Genomic DNA, 15,473 nt, shown 5'->3' with positions numbered 1-15,473 from the left:
AATAATGAAGAAGACGATGACTGCAGGATACGGAACGGTTAAGAGAACCGGAACAAGAATGAAAGCTGCCTTCGGATTAACACTGCTCGTATTGGTACTCGCTCTTGCGGGCTGCGGAAACAACAAGGAAGCAGAAGAGACACCGGCTGCCGCCAGCACTGAACCTGTGAAGATCAAGGTAGCCTCGCTGATTCCGCCGATGACGGATATCCTTGATATTGTGAAGCCGATTCTGAAAGAAGAAGGCGTGGATATGGAGGTTGTAGTGCTGTCCGATAACGTGCAGCCTAACGAAGCGCTGGCGAACAAAGAGGTGGACGCCAACTTCTTCCAGCATGTGCCTTACATGGAACAGTTCAATGCCAGCAAAGATGCGAAGCTCGTTGCGGTTCAACCGGTATATGATGCCATTTATGGCGGTTATTCCAAGCGCTACAAGAGCATTGATGAACTGCCTGAGGGCGCGACCCTGGTGATGGCGAACGATCCTTCCAATATCGGACGCTCCCTGCAAATGTTCGCGGATGCAGGACTGATTACGCTGAAGGAAGGGGTAGGCATCCAGGCGACCCAGGCGGACATTACCGCCAATACCAGGAACTTTAAGTTCGAGGAGGTCGATCTGCTGATGCTGGCCCGGATGCTGGATGATGCGGACCTGGTGGCGATGACTCCGGCGTATGCCAGCCCGCTCGGCCTGACCCCCAAGAAGGATGCGCTGATCACCGAAGGTGAGGATTCCGCATTTACGATCACGCTCGTTGCCCGTGAGGATAACAAGGATTCCGAGGCGATCCAGAAGCTGGCCAAGGCGATCAGCGGCCCGGAAGTGAAGAAGTTCCTTGAGGATAATTACGCGGATATTGCGCTGCCTGCTTTTTGATTGAAAATAAACTGCATCCGCAAACGGATGTATAGTTTTGCAGCCTTTACGCACAGCAGCCTTCTCCTTATTGACGGAGAAGGCTGTTTTTATTGCAGCTTTTATAAGGAAGCTTGTTTATTTAATATGGACTTTTTCAGAAGATTGCCCAAGTACATTAACGGTGTTAACAACCTCGTATTGAGCCGCTTCAATCCAGGTTCCCGTAGTGAAATCGCGTCCCCGTACAAGCACCTTGTCAGCGTAGACCTCCACATAGAAGCCCTGGCTGCCCGTCTTGTGCTCATCCGCATTCGTCCAGAGGTAGGCCACAGAAGCGGCATTGAACATAGTGGCTGTCTCCCCGTTGCCGGGGTACATCGTATTGCCGGCCTCAAGCTCCCAGTGGGTATGCCCGGTGAAGAGCAGAGTCTGCGGATACTTCGCCAGGATGGAGCGCAGCTCCTTATCCTGTGTAACGCCATACCACTCCTGTGACTCCAATGAACCGGCCACCGTATCCTTCAGCGGCTGATGCAGGAAGAGAAAGACCGGCTGATCCGGCGGCGCGGCTGCACCGAGCTCCAGCTCCATCTGCCCGTCAGGCTGCTGATTGTCCGGTGCCCGTTCTCCGAGTTTACGGTCCAGCCACTTAAGCTGTTCGTCCGACAGATTGCAGAACGTGGGCAGACCCTCCTCAGTTCCAAGGAAGATGAAATGATACCCGCCGGTCCAATGGTCATGATAGGGACCAGGCATACCCATACGGGAAGTGTACATCGCCAGGCGGGATTCCCAGTGGCCGAGGCCCACATCATGATTGCCCAAGGTGAAGCGGATCTCAGGCAGCGATGCCTGATGCAGCTGAAGAATACGGTGGACCTCCGCATATTCCTCTGCGAAGCCATGATCCGTGATATCCCCGATATGCATAATTCCGCTGCTGCCCTGCGCATGGGCGGCCAAATCCTGCAGTGCCCGTTCGAAATTCAGATTGTATTCATGTGCCGGATCGGCCGTGACATGGGTGTCGGTAATAATCTGGAAGGTTAACAGCGGAGGTTGTCCGCCATGTCCGCTTGTGTTCATTCGCAGGGTGAGCCTCCTTTGATGATGTATGAATAATCTGCTAATGCCCTTTGGCACTAATGTTCAATCCCACTATTCCGGCTACGATTACAGTCACCCACAAGAGTGAGGACAAGGTCAGCCGTTCTTCAAAAAAAAGCGCGCCCGCCACGGAGATCAGGATGATGCCTGCCCCCGACCATACCGCATAAGCAACTCCAACTTTGATGGAGGTAAGGGCAACATTGAGCGAGGTGAAGCTGATCCCGTAGAACAGGAACATCAGCACGGAGGGCCAGGGCCGGGTGAAGCCGTGGGATAGTTTCATGGAGAGGGTGCCGGAGAGCTCGAACACAATCGCCATTGCGAGAAACACCCAGGCTAAGGCCCCCTCGGCCCTCATCGTGCGATCCTTCCTATACCAAGCTCCGCATAAGACTGCACCAGACAATCTGCATCCGGCAAAAGACTGCGTGCAGGCCGTGTATCTGCCGCACGGCTACTGCCGGCAGCCAGGTCTGTAGCCGCTGTATTCACGCCGGCCGGGCTGCTGGTTGCACCTGCTCTGGCCGTAGCTGCAGCAGCTGTCCGCCCGGCTGCCGCATTGCCGGCAATCCCGATGGCCACAGCCGCCCCGGCGGCCTTGGCCATCCGCATATCGCCGTTCGTGTCGCCGATCACGGCAGCTTCGGCCGGCTGTATCCCCAGCCGTTCGCAGGCCAGCAGCGCCATGTCGGGGAAGGGCTTGCCGCGCTCCACCTGATCTGTGCCGATCACGGCGCTGAAATACCCGCGGATGCCGAGCCAGCGGAGGTGATTCTCCGCCGCTGCGGTTTCATCGGCAGTGACTACGGCCAGCGGAATTCCTTCGGCTGCGCATTCTTCAAGGAAATGTAGCAGGCCGGGGAGCGGGAGCACTGGCTTGCTCTGCTCCATTAACGCATCCGCCTCCTGGCGGCAGCGGTCAGTCAGCTCCATCGACTCTGCCCAGGATAAGCCAAGCAGATAGCCTTGCCAGGACAGAATGGCATAGAGATCGTTCATGGTTCCCATGGCCAGGGGGCCGTTACGGTCATAATCAATAATTCTGCCTTCTGCATCGTGAACGGTTCCGAGCAGCGAGGTCAGGTGCTGCGCCGGAAATTCAAGGCCGTGCTCCTCCAGCTGCCGGGAGAACCGGGCGAGGAAACACTCGCCCCAGCTGCCCCAGAGGGAGACGAACTCTAGGAGGGTGCCATCCTTGTCGAACAAAATGGCTGATATGGGGTGCTCCCCGTGCGGGGTAATGAGCGTAGGCATGCTGCCGTCCTCCTGTATCTGATAGTTCATTGCCTGAAGTATTTAGAGCATGAATTGCCGGTTATTTCAGTTTATCCAATGCCGCCTGGGCGGTTTGCTGCGCTTCCTTAAGGGCTTCAGCAGCCGGAATATTCTCAATCTGCACCTTGTCCGCAGCAATTGTCAGGGCATCGTTGATTTTACCGCCCGTAGGGTCCTGGAAGGGAGCAGAAGCGTGGGATGCCTGCTGTAACGGAATTTTGATCTGCGGATTAGTCTCACTGAATGTGACGAATGCCGGATCTTCGAGTGCAGACTGGCGTACGGAAATATACCCGGTGTTAATGGACCAGAAGGCGGTATTCTCGGAGTTCGTGAAGTAGGCCAGCCATTTCATGGCGGCCTGCTGCTCGGCATCTACGGCCTTGGCAGGAATACCAGCCATAATTGCCTGAGCCACAGGTTTGCCTTCGCCGACTCCGGCCCAGCCCGGCTGCTCCATCGCGGAGACGATGCTGAAGTCGAGATCGCCCTGGTCGCCGCTGGAGCCGGTATATCCGGCCGCCTGGCCTTTCATTACATCGTCAATCGTCTTGTACCAGTACTCCCAGCCTTGTCCGCCGGAGTGAATACGCATGGTCTTGTCTTCATGAATCGACTGGCGGAAGAAGTCCCAGGTCTCGATCCATTCAGGAGAGTCGATCGTAACTGTTTTGCCATCCTCACTGAGAATGTTGCCGCCCTTACTGAGTACAGCGTCAATCATATTGCCGGAGCCCCACATCGGCTCCCAACCGTAGAAGCTGGTTTTGCCGCCTTCTGTGACTGTCATTTTCTTGGCAGCTGCAGCGAGGTCTTCCCAGGTCTTAATCTGGCTGGCATCAATGCCGGCTTTCTCAAAAGCATCCTTACGGTAGTACATCACCTGCGTCGTTCCATACATCGGGAGGAAGTACTGCTTGCCGTCAACCTGGCCCTGGCTCAGGAAGGTCTGGACGAAATCCGCCTGATTGAAATCCGGCTGCCCGGCAATCAGTTCATCCATCGCTGCGAAGTAGCCTTTGCGGGCCCAGTCTATATTGGAGGAGAGCACGGCTGCCGGAACCTGCCCGGTAGCGATCGCTGCCTGAAGCTTCTGTTCGGTTTCTGTATAATCTGCCTGCACAATGCCCTTGACGATGACCTCCTGCTGGGAGGCATTGAATTTCTGAATGAGCGATTCCATATTTTCACCGAGCTTGCCGCCGAGTCCATACCAGAATTCAATAGTTACCGGTGCGCCTCCAGCCGGAGCAGCATTAGCGGCAGGCACTGTGGCGGCACCGTCCGCTGCCGTAACATTGCCCGAAGCAGAATTACCGCCACAGGCAGTGAGTACGGAAAGTCCGGCAATCATGGATACTGCAGACAACCTTTTGAATACGTTCATCATCATTCTCCTCTTTGTTTGGAAGTGTTAGATTTCAGCCTTTACTGGAGCCTGCGGTCATGTTGACACTTTGCATAATCGTTTTCTGCGCCAGCAGGAAGACAAGCAGCAGCGGGGCAATCGTGAAGGCGCTGGCGGCCATGATGAGCGGCCATTTCAGTCCGTACGCACCTCCTTCCACGAAGAAGCTGCGCAGACCGGCTGATACCAGCTGCAGGCTGGGGTCCTTGGTAATCAGCATCGGCCAGAAATAATTGTTGTACTGATCAATGAAGGTAATCAGCGCCAGTACGGCGAAGGATGACCGCGTAACCGGGACCAGCACCGTCCAGAGAATCCGCATATGCGAAGCGCCGTCCACTTCACCCGCCTCCACCAGCTCATGCGACACCTGCAGGAAGGCTTGTCTGATCAGGAAGATGGAGAAGATACTTACACAATTAGAGAGAATCAGGCCGGCATAGGAGTTCAGCAGATGCAGCTCGGACAATACCAGATATCCGGGCAGATAGACGGCTGTAGCCGGAACCATGTAACCGAACAGAATAACTCCGGCAAAAACACCCTTCAGGCGGAACTTCATATGCGTCAGCGCATACGCCATCATCCCGGAATTGATCGTCTGCAGGATGACGATGGAGACAGCAACGAAGATGCTGTTGCCCATATATCGGGCGAAGGGGGCCTCGTTCCAGGCTGCGGCGAAATTCCCCCAGAGCGGTACCTCAGGCCAGAGCGTGGGCGGGGAGCGCCAGATTTCATCATTGGTTTTGAGTGCGCTGGTAACCATCCAGTAGAACGGAAAGGCCATCAGCAGAACAAGCGCGGCGAAAAAAATCTGGCGGGCCGGTCCGCTGAGCCGTGTGAGCATACGCAAGCGGTGAGACCTCCTTGTACGAAAGATAAGAACAGATAACTGCTATTGGTAATGGGTGGTCCGCTTGCTGATGCTGAAAGAGAACACCGACAGCAGCATGCATAGGAAGACCAGGACGACAGCTACAGTGGAAGCCTCTCCGATCTGGAACGATTCGAAGGCGGACTGATAATACAGATACAGCAAGGTGCGGGTAGAGCCGGACGGGCCGCCCTGCGTCAGCACATTAATCTGATCGTAGGCCTGAAGCGCCGAGATGAGCTGTACCACGAACAGAAACAGTGTGGTCGGCGAGATCAGCGGCAGCGTGATGCGGAGGAACTTCTGCACCGGACTTGCCCCGTCAAGCTCCCCGGCTTCCAGCAGGTCTGAAGGCACATTCCGCAGCGCCACCAGATAGAAGATCATCGCCCAGCCTACTGATTTCCAGATCGTTACGAGCAGCACGCCAATCAGCGCCCACTTGGGGTCTTGCAGCCACCCGATCGGCTCAAGGCCGAAGAAGCCGAGCACTGTATTGGCGAGGCCGACATCAGGCTCATATATCCAGGACCAGACGATGGATACGGCAACGGTTGGTGTGACCCAAGGCGAGAACAGCAGCACCTGATACAGGGCAGAGCCCTTTAAGTTGAACGTGGGGCCCCCGCGAAGTACCTGAGTAAACCTCGAAGCTAAAGCTCCACTTCGTGGGGTTGTTTTATGGTTCATCAGGAGGGCAAGGCCCAGTCCCAGCAGGATGATCGGCAGCACACTGCCCGCACAGAAGAGCACGGTTACTCTTAAGGCCTGGTAAAAAGCCGGATTGCTGAGCAGGTCGGTATAATTCTGCAGGCCGACAAAGGTCTTCTCCGGGCTCATGAAATCCCATTCCGTGAAGCTGAGATACAGTACATACAGCAGCGGTGCCAGCCAGAACAGGGCGAACGGGATCATTGCCGGCAGCGTGAACAGCACGGGCTTAAGGCCGCTAATAAGTTTTGAACGTGTCATTTTCGTCCCAATACCCCATTCCATCTACATTGTTTGGTGCGGTATAATGCAGAGGACAGTTCCTCTGTTCAAAAAAAATTGTACACTCATGGACGAGGCTTGTGGTCAAGCGGGAGTAAACATACTTCGGAATTTGTGTAAAATTTGTAGTAAGTCTGCCGCAAAGCTTCAGTTTTGTGTAATGTAGAGAGAACAATTCTATGCGAAAATGAGGTGCTACCCTGATGAAGCAGGCCGCATTTGGCGAGGACAACCCACATCGTTCGCCTCGGGAGCAGCTGCTCGGCCCGATGATTGATGCGATAGCGCAGACGATGGATTTGTATGGAGCGAATTATTCCTTCGGGCAGCTGTACGGAATTATGTTCTTTGAGGACAAGCCGATGACGCTGGAAGAAATGAAGCAGGTCATGAATATGAGCAAAAGCAATATGAGCTACGGTGTCCGCTCCCTGATCGCCTCCCGGATGGTTACGAAGCTGGAGGAGAAGCGTGAGCGGAAGGAGCTATATGCGGCGGAGACGGATTTCTTCCAGGCCTTCCGGAACTTCTTCACGCTGAAGCTTCAGCGGGAGATCGATGTGATGCAGGAGGCGATGGGGACGGCGGTGCCTGAACTGCAGGCCCTTATCGATGCGGAGGACACTCCGGAGGAGGAACGGCAGGCCTGCCTCAAGGATCTGGACAAGCTAAAGCATGCCGCTGAATATTATGTCTGGCTGCAGCAGTTCGTGTCGGGGCTTGCGGAAGGAACGGTGTTCGGCGGCGGCTTGCCGGGCAGGGAATAGCTGCTGAGCTCGGGGAATGCGTAGCCGCCGACGCTGGACAGAAGTAGCTGCTGAGTTCGGGGGACGCGTAAGCCGCTGACGCTGGACAGAAGTAGCTGCTGATCGCTGTCGCTGTGGACGGAGCAATGAAACTCTGCGTCTCCAGTTCCTCTGTGACACGGGAACACAACTGTGGTGGAGACCGATATCCTGCGGGAACCGGACTGACAATCCCCTATTTGGCGAAAATACCCTGTTATTTAACCTGCGCGGACTCAGATTCCGCTAAATGTCTCAAAGACCCTTGTTTTGGTGTGTCCGGAAGTAAATAGAGGATTCTGAGTCCGTTTGCCCGGACAAAGCAGTCCTTTTCGTAAAATAAGGTCCTCTCAGTCCGGTTGAGTTATGGTTTGGGGTCGAAAACTGGGTTCGATTAAGCCGAATTCAGTACAACCCAGCCTTTTCAAACTCGTTTGTTTTACTCATGCAGCCAGCTGGTTATTTTACTCTCTCTCCGTTCCGCCCCAGTCTGGAGTTTCGCAGCAAATATCAAATATCCCCCAGCATCATCCTGCTCAAGCAGCGGCCTAAGCCAGCTTCTCCAGCTGGCGGCTCAAAACTTGGGTTTTTTCGTATCAAACGCACCTACGATTCGTTATTCTCATGATAGATTTGAGCCGGTATTCTAACGATTAACGATATTATTTCCCGTTTATCTTACGAAACGTTTGATTTTACTGATGAACACTAACGATTAGTCATTATTCATATAAATCATGCTATAATTTTGCCCAGGAGGCGGTGTTGTGGATGAACTCGATATCAGAATTCTAAAGCTGCTGGAAGAGAACGGAAGACTGTCCCATGAAGAGATCGGCAAACTGCTGCATATCTCGCGGCCGTCTGTGCATCAGAGAGTCGGCAAGCTGGAGAAAAGCGGAGTAATCAAGGGCTATAGGGGAATTGTGGACTGGAGCAAGCTGGACCAGAAGATTAAGGTCATGATCTCCGTGAAGGTGGTCAGCCAGGGCTTTAAGGAGGCGGCAGAACAGATTATCCGCATCCAAATCCCGGGCGTGAGCATCATCGAATGCCAGCGGCTGGCGGGAGAGTGGTGCATGCTGCTTAAGGTGAGGGTGACCTCGCCGGAGGAGCTTACACTTCTGCTTGACGAGATTCTCCGTATTCCTGACGTTAAGGAAACCTCGACCACTTTTATTTTATCTACTATATATGAGGACGGATTGAAGGGGGTGTAGCGGTATGCCGCAGAAGAAGAAAGTGAATCCGGTGTACGTGGTTGGTATTGCGCTATTGTGCGTTTATTTGTTTTGGGGAGGCACCTATGTCGGCATGAAGATTGCGATTGAGACGATGCCGCCTTTTCTGATGGCTGGAGTACGGTTTTTTGCAGCCGGTGCTGTGCTCTATATGATTGCCAGATTAAGCGGAGCGAAGCGTCCGGCCGGGCGCGAGTGGCGGTCTTCGGCGATTGTCGGCGCCTTGCTGCTGCTTGGAGGCAACGGTGTGGTGGCCTGGTCAGAGCAAAGAGTATCTTCATCCATCGCTTCACTGATCGTTGCGGCCGTTCCCGTCTGGATGATGCTGATGGGCTGGTTTGGCCGCGGCGGCAAACGTCCGAATACCGGTGTCATCGCCGGGATTGTACTGGGGCTGCTGGGCATTGCTGTGCTGGTCTTCCAGCCGGGGAAGGGAGATACGGGGACCGCCACCGATTTGATCGGTATTATTACCTTATTAATAGCTTCCATAAGCTGGGCAGTCGGATCGATGTATTCACGCAGTGCTGCAATGCCGGATTCCCCGCTGATGTCAACGGCAGCACAGATGCTGACGGGAGGAGCGCTGTTGATGATTTTCTCCTATTTCACCGGCGACTGGTCCAAGCTCGATATTTCCGGCATTTCTATGCGCTCATATTTGGCACTCGGTTATCTGGTCGTCTTCGGCTCCATCGTCGGCTACACGGCCTACATCTGGCTGCTCAAGAATGCTGACGCGTCTCTCGTCTCAACCTATGCCTTCGTTAATCCGGTGGTGGCGGTACTGCTTGGCTGGCTGCTGGTCGGTGAACAGCTTACCTTGAATACACTGATTGCAGCCGTGATCATTATTGCAGCGGTCGTTCTGGTGACTATTTTCCGCGGCAAGCCTCAGCAGGCGGCAACTCAAGCAGCGCTTGATATACAAAAACAGCAGCGGTCGGTACACTGAGAGCATCTTAGCCGAAGGGGTGGAAGCATGTTTGACATGTTGAAGGTGGGCAGGAATATCGTTAGATTGAGAGGAGCCGCCGGGCTTACGCAAATGGGGCTCGCAGATAAGCTGGGGATCAGCTATCAGGCGGTCAGCAACTGGGAGAGGGGCGCAAGTATGCCGGATATCTCCAAGCTTCCGGAGCTGGCGGAAATCTTTGGCGTAGGGATCGGCGAGATCCTCGGAGAAGAACAAGGGCGAAGCTCCCGGATTATCGAAAGTGTACTGGATCAGACCACGGGGGATTATTTCCAGCGGGGGGAAGGCACGGCACAAGAGCTTTCGGACCTTGCGCCGCTGCTGCAAAATGAACAGATCGGCGAAGCGTTTGAGCATGTGAAGGTGGGTGCGGAAGTAGACGATCTGTTGGCACTGGCGCCCTTCTTAAGCGAAGAGACGCTGGATAAATGCGCCGTGGAGGTGTTTGAGCGGGAGGGGATTCAGCCGCTGCTGAAGCTGGCCCCGTTTATGAGTGAGGAGGGGCTGGACGAGCTTGCCAAACAAGCTTATGCCGCAGGAGGAAAACATGCACTTGTGGCGCTTGCCCCGTTTGTAAGTGAGGAGGGGCTGGAGGAATGCGCCAAGCTCGCTTTTGCCAAAGAAGGTCCGGGAGCGCTCCCCCCGCTGGCTCCGTTCCTCGAAGAAGAGCTACTGGATGAGCTGGCAGAGGCAGTCTTTGAGCGGGAAGGCTCGGGAGCGCTGCTCCCCTTGGCTCCGTTCCTCAGTGAAGAGGCGCTGAATGGACTAGCTGAGCGTATCTTCAATAAAGAAGGTGCGGCAGCACTCCTGCCGCTGGCTCCATTCCTCAGTGAGGATATTCTGGGCGATTGGGTGTCGCGGACCTTCGCCAAATAACTGCTGAAACAGCCGGTACTCGTTAGAGTATCCGGCTATTTAGCATGCCTTTATTCCATTTCACGCAGCCTTTCGACGATCGGGCTGCGGGCGAGCGGTCTGTAGGCACTTATTGTGATGAGATAAGACAAAACAGCCAGTACCGGAATGACCAGAATGAACGGCAGCCACATCATGCGGAATTCCATATAGGCCATACCCGCGGCAATATTCCTGGCGATCCAGTAAGTCAGCAGCACGCCTATAGTAGAGGTAAGCAGAGCGGTGAGCAGTACAGTATACAATCCTTCGTAAACAAGCATCCGTTTGAGCTGCTTCTTAGTCATCCCGATGCTCTCCAGAACGGCAAATTCATGCCTGCGGGCGATCACCCCGGTAAGGACAGAATTAATGTAATTGAGCAGACCTATGAGGGCGATTACGAGACTCAGGCCATAGCCGATAATCTCAAAAATACGGATATTATCGCTTAACTCCTCTCTGTAATCTTCTCTGGATTTCAGCTGCAGAGCATCCAGCGGGCGGATGCCCTCTCTGAGCAATTGCCCCGTTTCATCAAGCTTGGCGGGATCTGCATGCAGGGTAAGCGAGAGGATGTCTGCTGGAGTCCCGCTCTCCAAAGTGGCTTGGCGGAGCTTGGCTGCAGGCAGGAAGGCGTTGTAGCCGTTGCCGAAATATGTTTGGGTGGTTGCCGCAAAGAAAGCGTCATATTTCAGCACGGCCATCACTTCGTAGCTCTGCTTCAATCCGGGGTAGCTGATCCTATCTCCGGGATGATAGTAGCTTGCATAGGCGCCTGGCTCTGTAAGAGTCTGGGTCACCAGTATGAAGTCCCCGGAATCAAATTGCTCCCGGTTGAATTCCCCTTCGAGCACATCCTGTTCTGCGAGATCGTACCAGCCTGAATCCAGTCCGAAGAGCTGAGCGTGGACACGGGCAGGGATGCCCTGTGGATTGGCTGACGACTTCAGTGAAGCGCGGATGATATCATCCGGAGGAACGGTGAGCAGGCTATAATAGACTTTATCGATACTGTTCACCCCGTCTATATGACTCAGCTGCCTGCACAGTTCCTCGGACAGCTCTGTTTCATTGACTGAGCGTTCCCCCTCCTGCTGGATAATGCCCTTGTTGTGTATCATATAATCCCCATGAATGTAGGCGCTGAGGTACTTATTGACGTCCATGGAGGAGATTACGGTGAATATCGTATTAAACAGCAGAATGCTTAAGAAAAGCGAAGATAACATCAGGCTCAGCTTCTTTTGACTCCGGAACAGATTGGAGAACGCCATACGGTGTAGCTTGGCCCCGTGGTTTGAGGACCTGAGAGTTTTCACTCCGCCATTCTGAACGCCTGAGAATTTAACAGCTTCCACGGGAGCGATGTCCGCTGCCAGCCGTCCCGGCTTATGCGCTGCGATCCACACGGTCAGGAAGGAGAAGAGGGCTGCGCCTGCAAATATCCATGGACTGGACGAAAGCGAACTTCCTTTAAACTCTCCGGATAGCGAAGTGGTCAGAGGTGTAACCCATCTGCCGATTAGATAGCCGAAGCCAAGGCCGAACGGCAGGGCAATGAGGTATAGCAGCCTGGCTTGAATAGCGATGATTCTCCGCAGTTGTCTCGGGGTGGTGCCAATCATTTTCAGCAGGCCGTAGAACTTCACATCACGGACCACCGAAATATAAAAAATATTATAAATAAGCAGGTAGCCGCTAAGCATAATGATGAAGATAACTGCGGCGTATGGAATGATATTCACTGCATTTTCCGCCAAAGATACACTGGAATAAGCCCAATTGATTCCGATAGGAGCCGTAATTCCCGTGTCTGCCAGGACCTTGTTAAGCTTGCTCTCAATATGAAAGGAATTGCTGAACATGACACTCAGATTTGAGGTATTAACGTAGGAGCCGCTGTCTCTTGATTGTACGGGATCGATGTCTGAGAGGTTTTTATCGGTAAAAGCTTTCGAGACAAAGGCCAGTCCCGCCATCGCAAGCTCCTTGTCCGCTTCATAATAGCCTGACAAAGTGAACTTCTGGCTGATCATCCGCTCACCAATATCTATCTGCAGCGTGATCTCCTTGCCGAGCTCGGGCTGCACCCCCAGCTTGTCCAGAATCCAGGTGTTCAGGGCAACCTCATTCTCTCCAGTAGGCAATCCTCCTTCTGTGAACACGATAAAGCTGTGATCCGCGTAGACCTGATCAATCTGCAGCACCTCAACGGGATCATGCTTAAATTCTTTATTCCCCAATCTGCCGGAACTAAGCGAGTAGTCATATAGTTTAATTGAAGGATGCTTCCGCAGCGTAGCTGCTTCTTCCGGAGTAAGGTATTTAAAGCCTCCGTGGAAGTCACTTCCGGCTGTTTTCATTTGTGCATATTGCATAGACTGGTTGATACTCAGAGCCATAGTGAAAATGGAAGTAATAAGCAGTGTAGTCAGCACAATAGCGCAGATGGCCGCCAAATTTCGCAACCGGTTGGCCCGCAGGCTGGCCATCGCCAGGTTGAACACGGTCTTCCGGTTGTTTGTAGCGATCATAACCGGCCCTCCCCGGGTGACTGCGTTAATCCTGAGGCGATCCTGCCGTCCTCAATGCGGATGATCCGGTCCGCCATCTGGGCGATGGCTTCGTTATGCGTAATCATAACAATAGTCTGGTCGAATTTGACACTGAGCTGTTTCAGCAGGATAAGCACCTCCTGGCTGGTCTTGCTGTCCAGGTTGCCGGTGGGTTCATCAGCAAGGATAATGGAAGGTTTGGTCGCAAGCGCTCTTGCGATGGCCACGCGCTGCTGCTGGCCGCCGGAGAGTGCAGCAGGCAGATTGCGGGTCTTCTCCTGCAGTCCCAGACTCGTGATAATCAGGTTCAGATACTCCTGGTCGATCTGGCCTCCGTCAAGCTCAATGGGCAGGACGATATTTGCCAGCACATTCAGGATCGGTACCAGATTATAGCTCTGGAAGACGAATCCGACAGAGCGGCGCCTGAAAATGGTTAACTTCTCATCACTCATCTGAAAAATATCATGCCCGTTGACATACACCTTGCCTTCTGTGGCCCGGTCCAGACCTCCGAGCATATGCAGCAGTGTACTTTTTCCGCTGCCGCTCGTGCCGACGATTGCCACGAACTCCCCTTTCTCGACATTCATAGATACGTTATCCAGAGCCTTGACCGTCTGCGCTCCTTTTCCATAATATTTCTTGAGATTCTCTATTCGCAGAATAGGCATGTTATATTCCTCCTGTGCGTATGTTCTTATTCACATCTTCAAGGTATCAGACAAATCTAACAGGAGAGTGTCTGAAATCTGACGGAATGGACATATTCAGCATAGCGGCAGGAAGATCGAGAACACAGTGCCTTGCCCGGGCACAGATGCAGCCTTCATATGTCCGCCTTGTGCAGTGATAATCTCCCGCGCCAGGAATAGTCCTATTCCCACGCCATCTATATCGCGCACATTATTTCCCCGGTAGAACCGCTTGAAGATTTGGGGCAGCTCTTCCTGGGAGATTCCCCGGCCGGTATCTGCGATATCCAGGCGTACAAACATCTCATTCGCTTCAGCGGTGATATGGATGCTGCCTCCCGCTCCTGTATATTTCACGGCGTTCTCCAGCAGATTGAATAACACCTCGGTTGTCCACTTGGAGTCATGGTGCGCGGTGATGTGGGCTTCACAGCTTATACTGATAGTGATACAGCTGCTCTCTGCCTGGATGAAAATCTGCGAAACTGCTTCAGAAACGGCGCGGATCACAGGAGAAGACACCATGTGCAAAGAAATCATGCCCGTCTCAAGTCTGGACAGCTTGACCAGGGATTGGATCAGCCAGTCGAGCTTTTCCGACTGCTTTTTAACTTGGAGAACAAGCGGGAGCGCATGCTCATCATGCACCAGATTTTCCTCAAGCAGCTGGCTGTAAATCATAATATTGGATAACGGTGTTTTGGTCTGATGGGAGATATCGGAGATCAGTTCTTTAATTTTATTCTTTTCCGTCTCCAGATTCTGTCCGTTCACTCTGGCAATCTCTATGTACCGCATTAATTTATGTTCTATGGAGGAGAGAAGGGTTTCTTCATAATTATAGTTTGGCTCACGCCCGAGAGTAGCGTTGTCTACCAGTATCTCTACCTGTCCCATAAAAGAAGTGAGCTGATGCCTGAGCGACCAGGACCAGGCCCCTCCCAGGATCAGCATGCAGAGTATAAACAGAAGGGAGAGTCCGAGGATGGATGAGCCAGTGGTATCCAGTAATATAATACAAGTCACATAAGCCAGCACCAGAATGATAAAAGCCGCAGCAAACCCCAGATTTACCAGCCGGGTATGCGGCAGTCGTTCTTGTCCCTTCATAGAGTCGGCCCTTCTGTCCATGTATACCCTAAACCATAAACGGTCTTAATATATTGGGGCGAGGAGGGTTCAGCTTCGATTTTGGCCCGCAATCTTTTGATCGCTACCGTCAATGCGTTCTCATCCACGAAGACAGCCTCCTGGCTCCACGTTTTGTCGATCAGCTGCTCTCGGGTCAGAATGTTGCCTCTGTTCACTACCAGTATGCGCAGCAGTTTCTGTTCGGACTTGCTCAGCAGCAGGGGGCGGCTGTTCTTGAAATATTCCATTTTGCCAAAATCAAATTCCAGCGGTCCGATAACGATCCTGTCACTGGCAGGTGCATCGCTCCTTCTCAGGACGGCCATTACCCGGGCCCGCAGAATCATCAGACTGAATGGCTTCGTAATATAGTCATCAGCTCCCAGCGCAAAGCCGGTAACAATATCCGGCTCCATGTCGTTGGCTGTCAGAAATATAATCGGCACTTGTGAGGTTCGGCGGATTCTCTCGCAGTAATCGAGTCCGCTTCCGTCCGGAAGATTCACATCCAGCAGAATGAGATCTATCTGGGTTGAGGATATAATCTGATCAGCCATCGCCACAGAATAGGCCTGCTCTATAATTAAGTCATTTTGAGCCAATGACAGGGCGATTCCCTTGTTCAGGCTTCGGTCATCTTCAACGATCAGCAGTGTCTTCATGGG

15 protein-coding genes are annotated in these 15,473 nt (G+C 53.3%); 5 read left to right on the top strand and 10 right to left on the bottom strand.

The features are described 5' to 3' along the window. Positions 1-58 precede the first annotated feature (58 nt). The gene (locus P40081_RS31135) at positions 59-883 is read left to right on the top strand and encodes a MetQ/NlpA family ABC transporter substrate-binding protein (protein ID WP_042141666.1); all 825 of its coding nucleotides are present in this window, start codon (positions 59-61) and stop codon (positions 881-883) included. 117 nt (positions 884-1,000) lie between these two features. Here the strand turns inward: P40081_RS31135 and P40081_RS31130 are convergent, their stop codons facing one another. The 6 genes from P40081_RS31130 to P40081_RS31105 all read right to left on the bottom strand — a co-directional run bounded on the left by P40081_RS31130 (position 1,001) and on the right by P40081_RS31105 (position 6,507). Further along, positions 1,001-1,951 carry a metallophosphoesterase family protein gene (locus P40081_RS31130; RefSeq protein ID WP_042139946.1) on the bottom strand — a complete coding sequence of 317 codons (951 nt, stop codon included), beginning with the start codon at positions 1,949-1,951 and terminating at the stop codon, positions 1,001-1,003. A gap of 40 nt (positions 1,952-1,991) precedes the next feature. Continuing rightward, a complete protein-coding gene (locus tag P40081_RS31125) occupies positions 1,992-2,333 on the bottom strand; it encodes a DMT family transporter (protein ID WP_042139944.1) in 342 nt (113 codons plus the stop codon). Further along, positions 2,330-3,229 (bottom strand): HAD family hydrolase, encoded by a 900-nt coding sequence (locus tag P40081_RS31120; protein WP_052422105.1) that lies wholly within the window; start codon positions 3,227-3,229, stop codon positions 2,330-2,332. Before P40081_RS31120 ends, P40081_RS31125 begins: the two co-directional genes overlap by 4 nt. 61 nt (positions 3,230-3,290) lie before the next feature. Further along, positions 3,291-4,637, bottom strand: a complete 1,347-nt coding sequence (locus P40081_RS31115; protein WP_042141664.1) for an ABC transporter substrate-binding protein — start codon at positions 4,635-4,637, stop codon at positions 3,291-3,293. A gap of 34 nt (positions 4,638-4,671) precedes the next feature. Then, positions 4,672-5,508 (bottom strand): carbohydrate ABC transporter permease, encoded by an 837-nt coding sequence (locus P40081_RS31110; RefSeq protein WP_042141662.1) that lies wholly within the window; start codon positions 5,506-5,508, stop codon positions 4,672-4,674. Between the two features lie 48 nt (positions 5,509-5,556). Continuing rightward, a complete protein-coding gene (locus P40081_RS31105) occupies positions 5,557-6,507 on the bottom strand; it encodes a carbohydrate ABC transporter permease (protein WP_042139943.1) in 951 nt (316 codons plus the stop codon). Positions 6,508-6,731: 224 nt separating this feature from the next. Between P40081_RS31105 and P40081_RS31100 the strand changes: the two genes are divergently transcribed. The 4 genes from P40081_RS31100 (at position 6,732) to P40081_RS36840 (ending at position 10,406) form a co-directional block, all read left to right on the top strand. Further along, a complete protein-coding gene (locus P40081_RS31100) occupies positions 6,732-7,295 on the top strand; it encodes a GbsR/MarR family transcriptional regulator (RefSeq protein ID WP_042139941.1) in 564 nt (187 codons plus the stop codon). A gap of 785 nt (positions 7,296-8,080) precedes the next feature. Beyond that, complete coding sequence (locus tag P40081_RS31095) at positions 8,081-8,533, top strand: Lrp/AsnC family transcriptional regulator (RefSeq protein ID WP_042139940.1); 453 nt, start codon at positions 8,081-8,083, stop codon at positions 8,531-8,533. A 4-nt stretch (positions 8,534-8,537) separates the two neighbouring features. Next, positions 8,538-9,509, top strand: a complete 972-nt coding sequence (locus tag P40081_RS31090; protein WP_042139938.1) for an EamA family transporter — start codon at positions 8,538-8,540, stop codon at positions 9,507-9,509. Positions 9,510-9,536: 27 nt separating this feature from the next. Beyond that, a complete protein-coding gene (locus tag P40081_RS36840) occupies positions 9,537-10,406 on the top strand; it encodes a helix-turn-helix domain-containing protein (protein WP_052422104.1) in 870 nt (289 codons plus the stop codon). A 50-nt stretch (positions 10,407-10,456) separates the two neighbouring features. Here P40081_RS36840 and P40081_RS31080 read toward each other — a convergent pair whose 3' ends face one another. The 4 genes from P40081_RS31080 to P40081_RS31065 all read right to left on the bottom strand — a co-directional run bounded on the left by P40081_RS31080 (position 10,457) and on the right by P40081_RS31065 (position 15,470). After that, positions 10,457-12,961, bottom strand: coding sequence for an ABC transporter permease (locus tag P40081_RS31080; protein ID WP_042139936.1), 2,505 nt, complete (start codon positions 12,959-12,961; stop codon positions 10,457-10,459). After that, a complete protein-coding gene (locus P40081_RS31075) occupies positions 12,958-13,656 on the bottom strand; it encodes an ABC transporter ATP-binding protein (RefSeq protein ID WP_042139934.1) in 699 nt (232 codons plus the stop codon). The genes P40081_RS31080 and P40081_RS31075 overlap by 4 nt, the downstream gene beginning before the upstream one ends. A gap of 96 nt (positions 13,657-13,752) precedes the next feature. Next, the gene (locus tag P40081_RS31070) at positions 13,753-14,787 is read right to left on the bottom strand and encodes a sensor histidine kinase (protein WP_042139933.1); all 1,035 of its coding nucleotides are present in this window, start codon (positions 14,785-14,787) and stop codon (positions 13,753-13,755) included. Further along, positions 14,784-15,470, bottom strand: coding sequence for a response regulator transcription factor (locus tag P40081_RS31065; RefSeq protein ID WP_042139931.1), 687 nt, complete (start codon positions 15,468-15,470; stop codon positions 14,784-14,786). The genes P40081_RS31070 and P40081_RS31065 overlap by 4 nt, the downstream gene beginning before the upstream one ends. Positions 15,471-15,473: the final 3 nt, after the last annotated feature.

Origin of the sequence: Paenibacillus sp. FSL P4-0081 (genome assembly GCF_000758565.1) — a bacterium.
In the GTDB taxonomy this organism is placed as follows: Bacteria; Bacillota; Bacilli; order Paenibacillales; family Paenibacillaceae; genus Paenibacillus_AQ; species Paenibacillus_AQ phytohabitans.
Note: the sequence above shows the minus strand (reverse complement) of the source record. Positions and strands in the feature narration are given on the sequence as shown.

Bases quoted from the DNA above. Each gene is read 5' to 3' on its own strand.
- P40081_RS31135 (WP_042141666.1), top strand. From the start codon at position 59: ATGAAAGCTGCCTTCGGATTAACACTGCTCGTATTGGTACTCGCTCTT.
- P40081_RS31130 (WP_042139946.1), bottom strand. From the start codon at position 1,951: ATGAACACAAGCGGACATGGCGGACAACCTCCGCTGTTAACCTTCCAG.
- P40081_RS31125 (WP_042139944.1), bottom strand. From the start codon at position 2,333: ATGAGGGCCGAGGGGGCCTTAGCCTGGGTGTTTCTCGCAATGGCGATT.
- P40081_RS31120 (WP_052422105.1), bottom strand. From the start codon at position 3,229: ATGCCTACGCTCATTACCCCGCACGGGGAGCACCCCATATCAGCCATT.
- P40081_RS31115 (WP_042141664.1), bottom strand. From the start codon at position 4,637: ATGAACGTATTCAAAAGGTTGTCTGCAGTATCCATGATTGCCGGACTT.
- P40081_RS31110 (WP_042141662.1), bottom strand. From the start codon at position 5,508: ATGCTCACACGGCTCAGCGGACCGGCCCGCCAGATTTTTTTCGCCGCG.
- P40081_RS31105 (WP_042139943.1), bottom strand. From the start codon at position 6,507: ATGACACGTTCAAAACTTATTAGCGGCCTTAAGCCCGTGCTGTTCACG.
- P40081_RS31100 (WP_042139941.1), top strand. From the start codon at position 6,732: ATGAAGCAGGCCGCATTTGGCGAGGACAACCCACATCGTTCGCCTCGG.
- P40081_RS31090 (WP_042139938.1), top strand. From the start codon at position 8,538: ATGCCGCAGAAGAAGAAAGTGAATCCGGTGTACGTGGTTGGTATTGCG.
- P40081_RS36840 (WP_052422104.1), top strand. From the start codon at position 9,537: ATGTTTGACATGTTGAAGGTGGGCAGGAATATCGTTAGATTGAGAGGA.
- P40081_RS31080 (WP_042139936.1), bottom strand. From the start codon at position 12,961: ATGATCGCTACAAACAACCGGAAGACCGTGTTCAACCTGGCGATGGCC.
- P40081_RS31075 (WP_042139934.1), bottom strand. From the start codon at position 13,656: ATGCCTATTCTGCGAATAGAGAATCTCAAGAAATATTATGGAAAAGGA.
- P40081_RS31070 (WP_042139933.1), bottom strand. From the start codon at position 14,787: ATGAAGGGACAAGAACGACTGCCGCATACCCGGCTGGTAAATCTGGGG.
- P40081_RS31065 (WP_042139931.1), bottom strand. From the start codon at position 15,470: ATGAAGACACTGCTGATCGTTGAAGATGACCGAAGCCTGAACAAGGGA.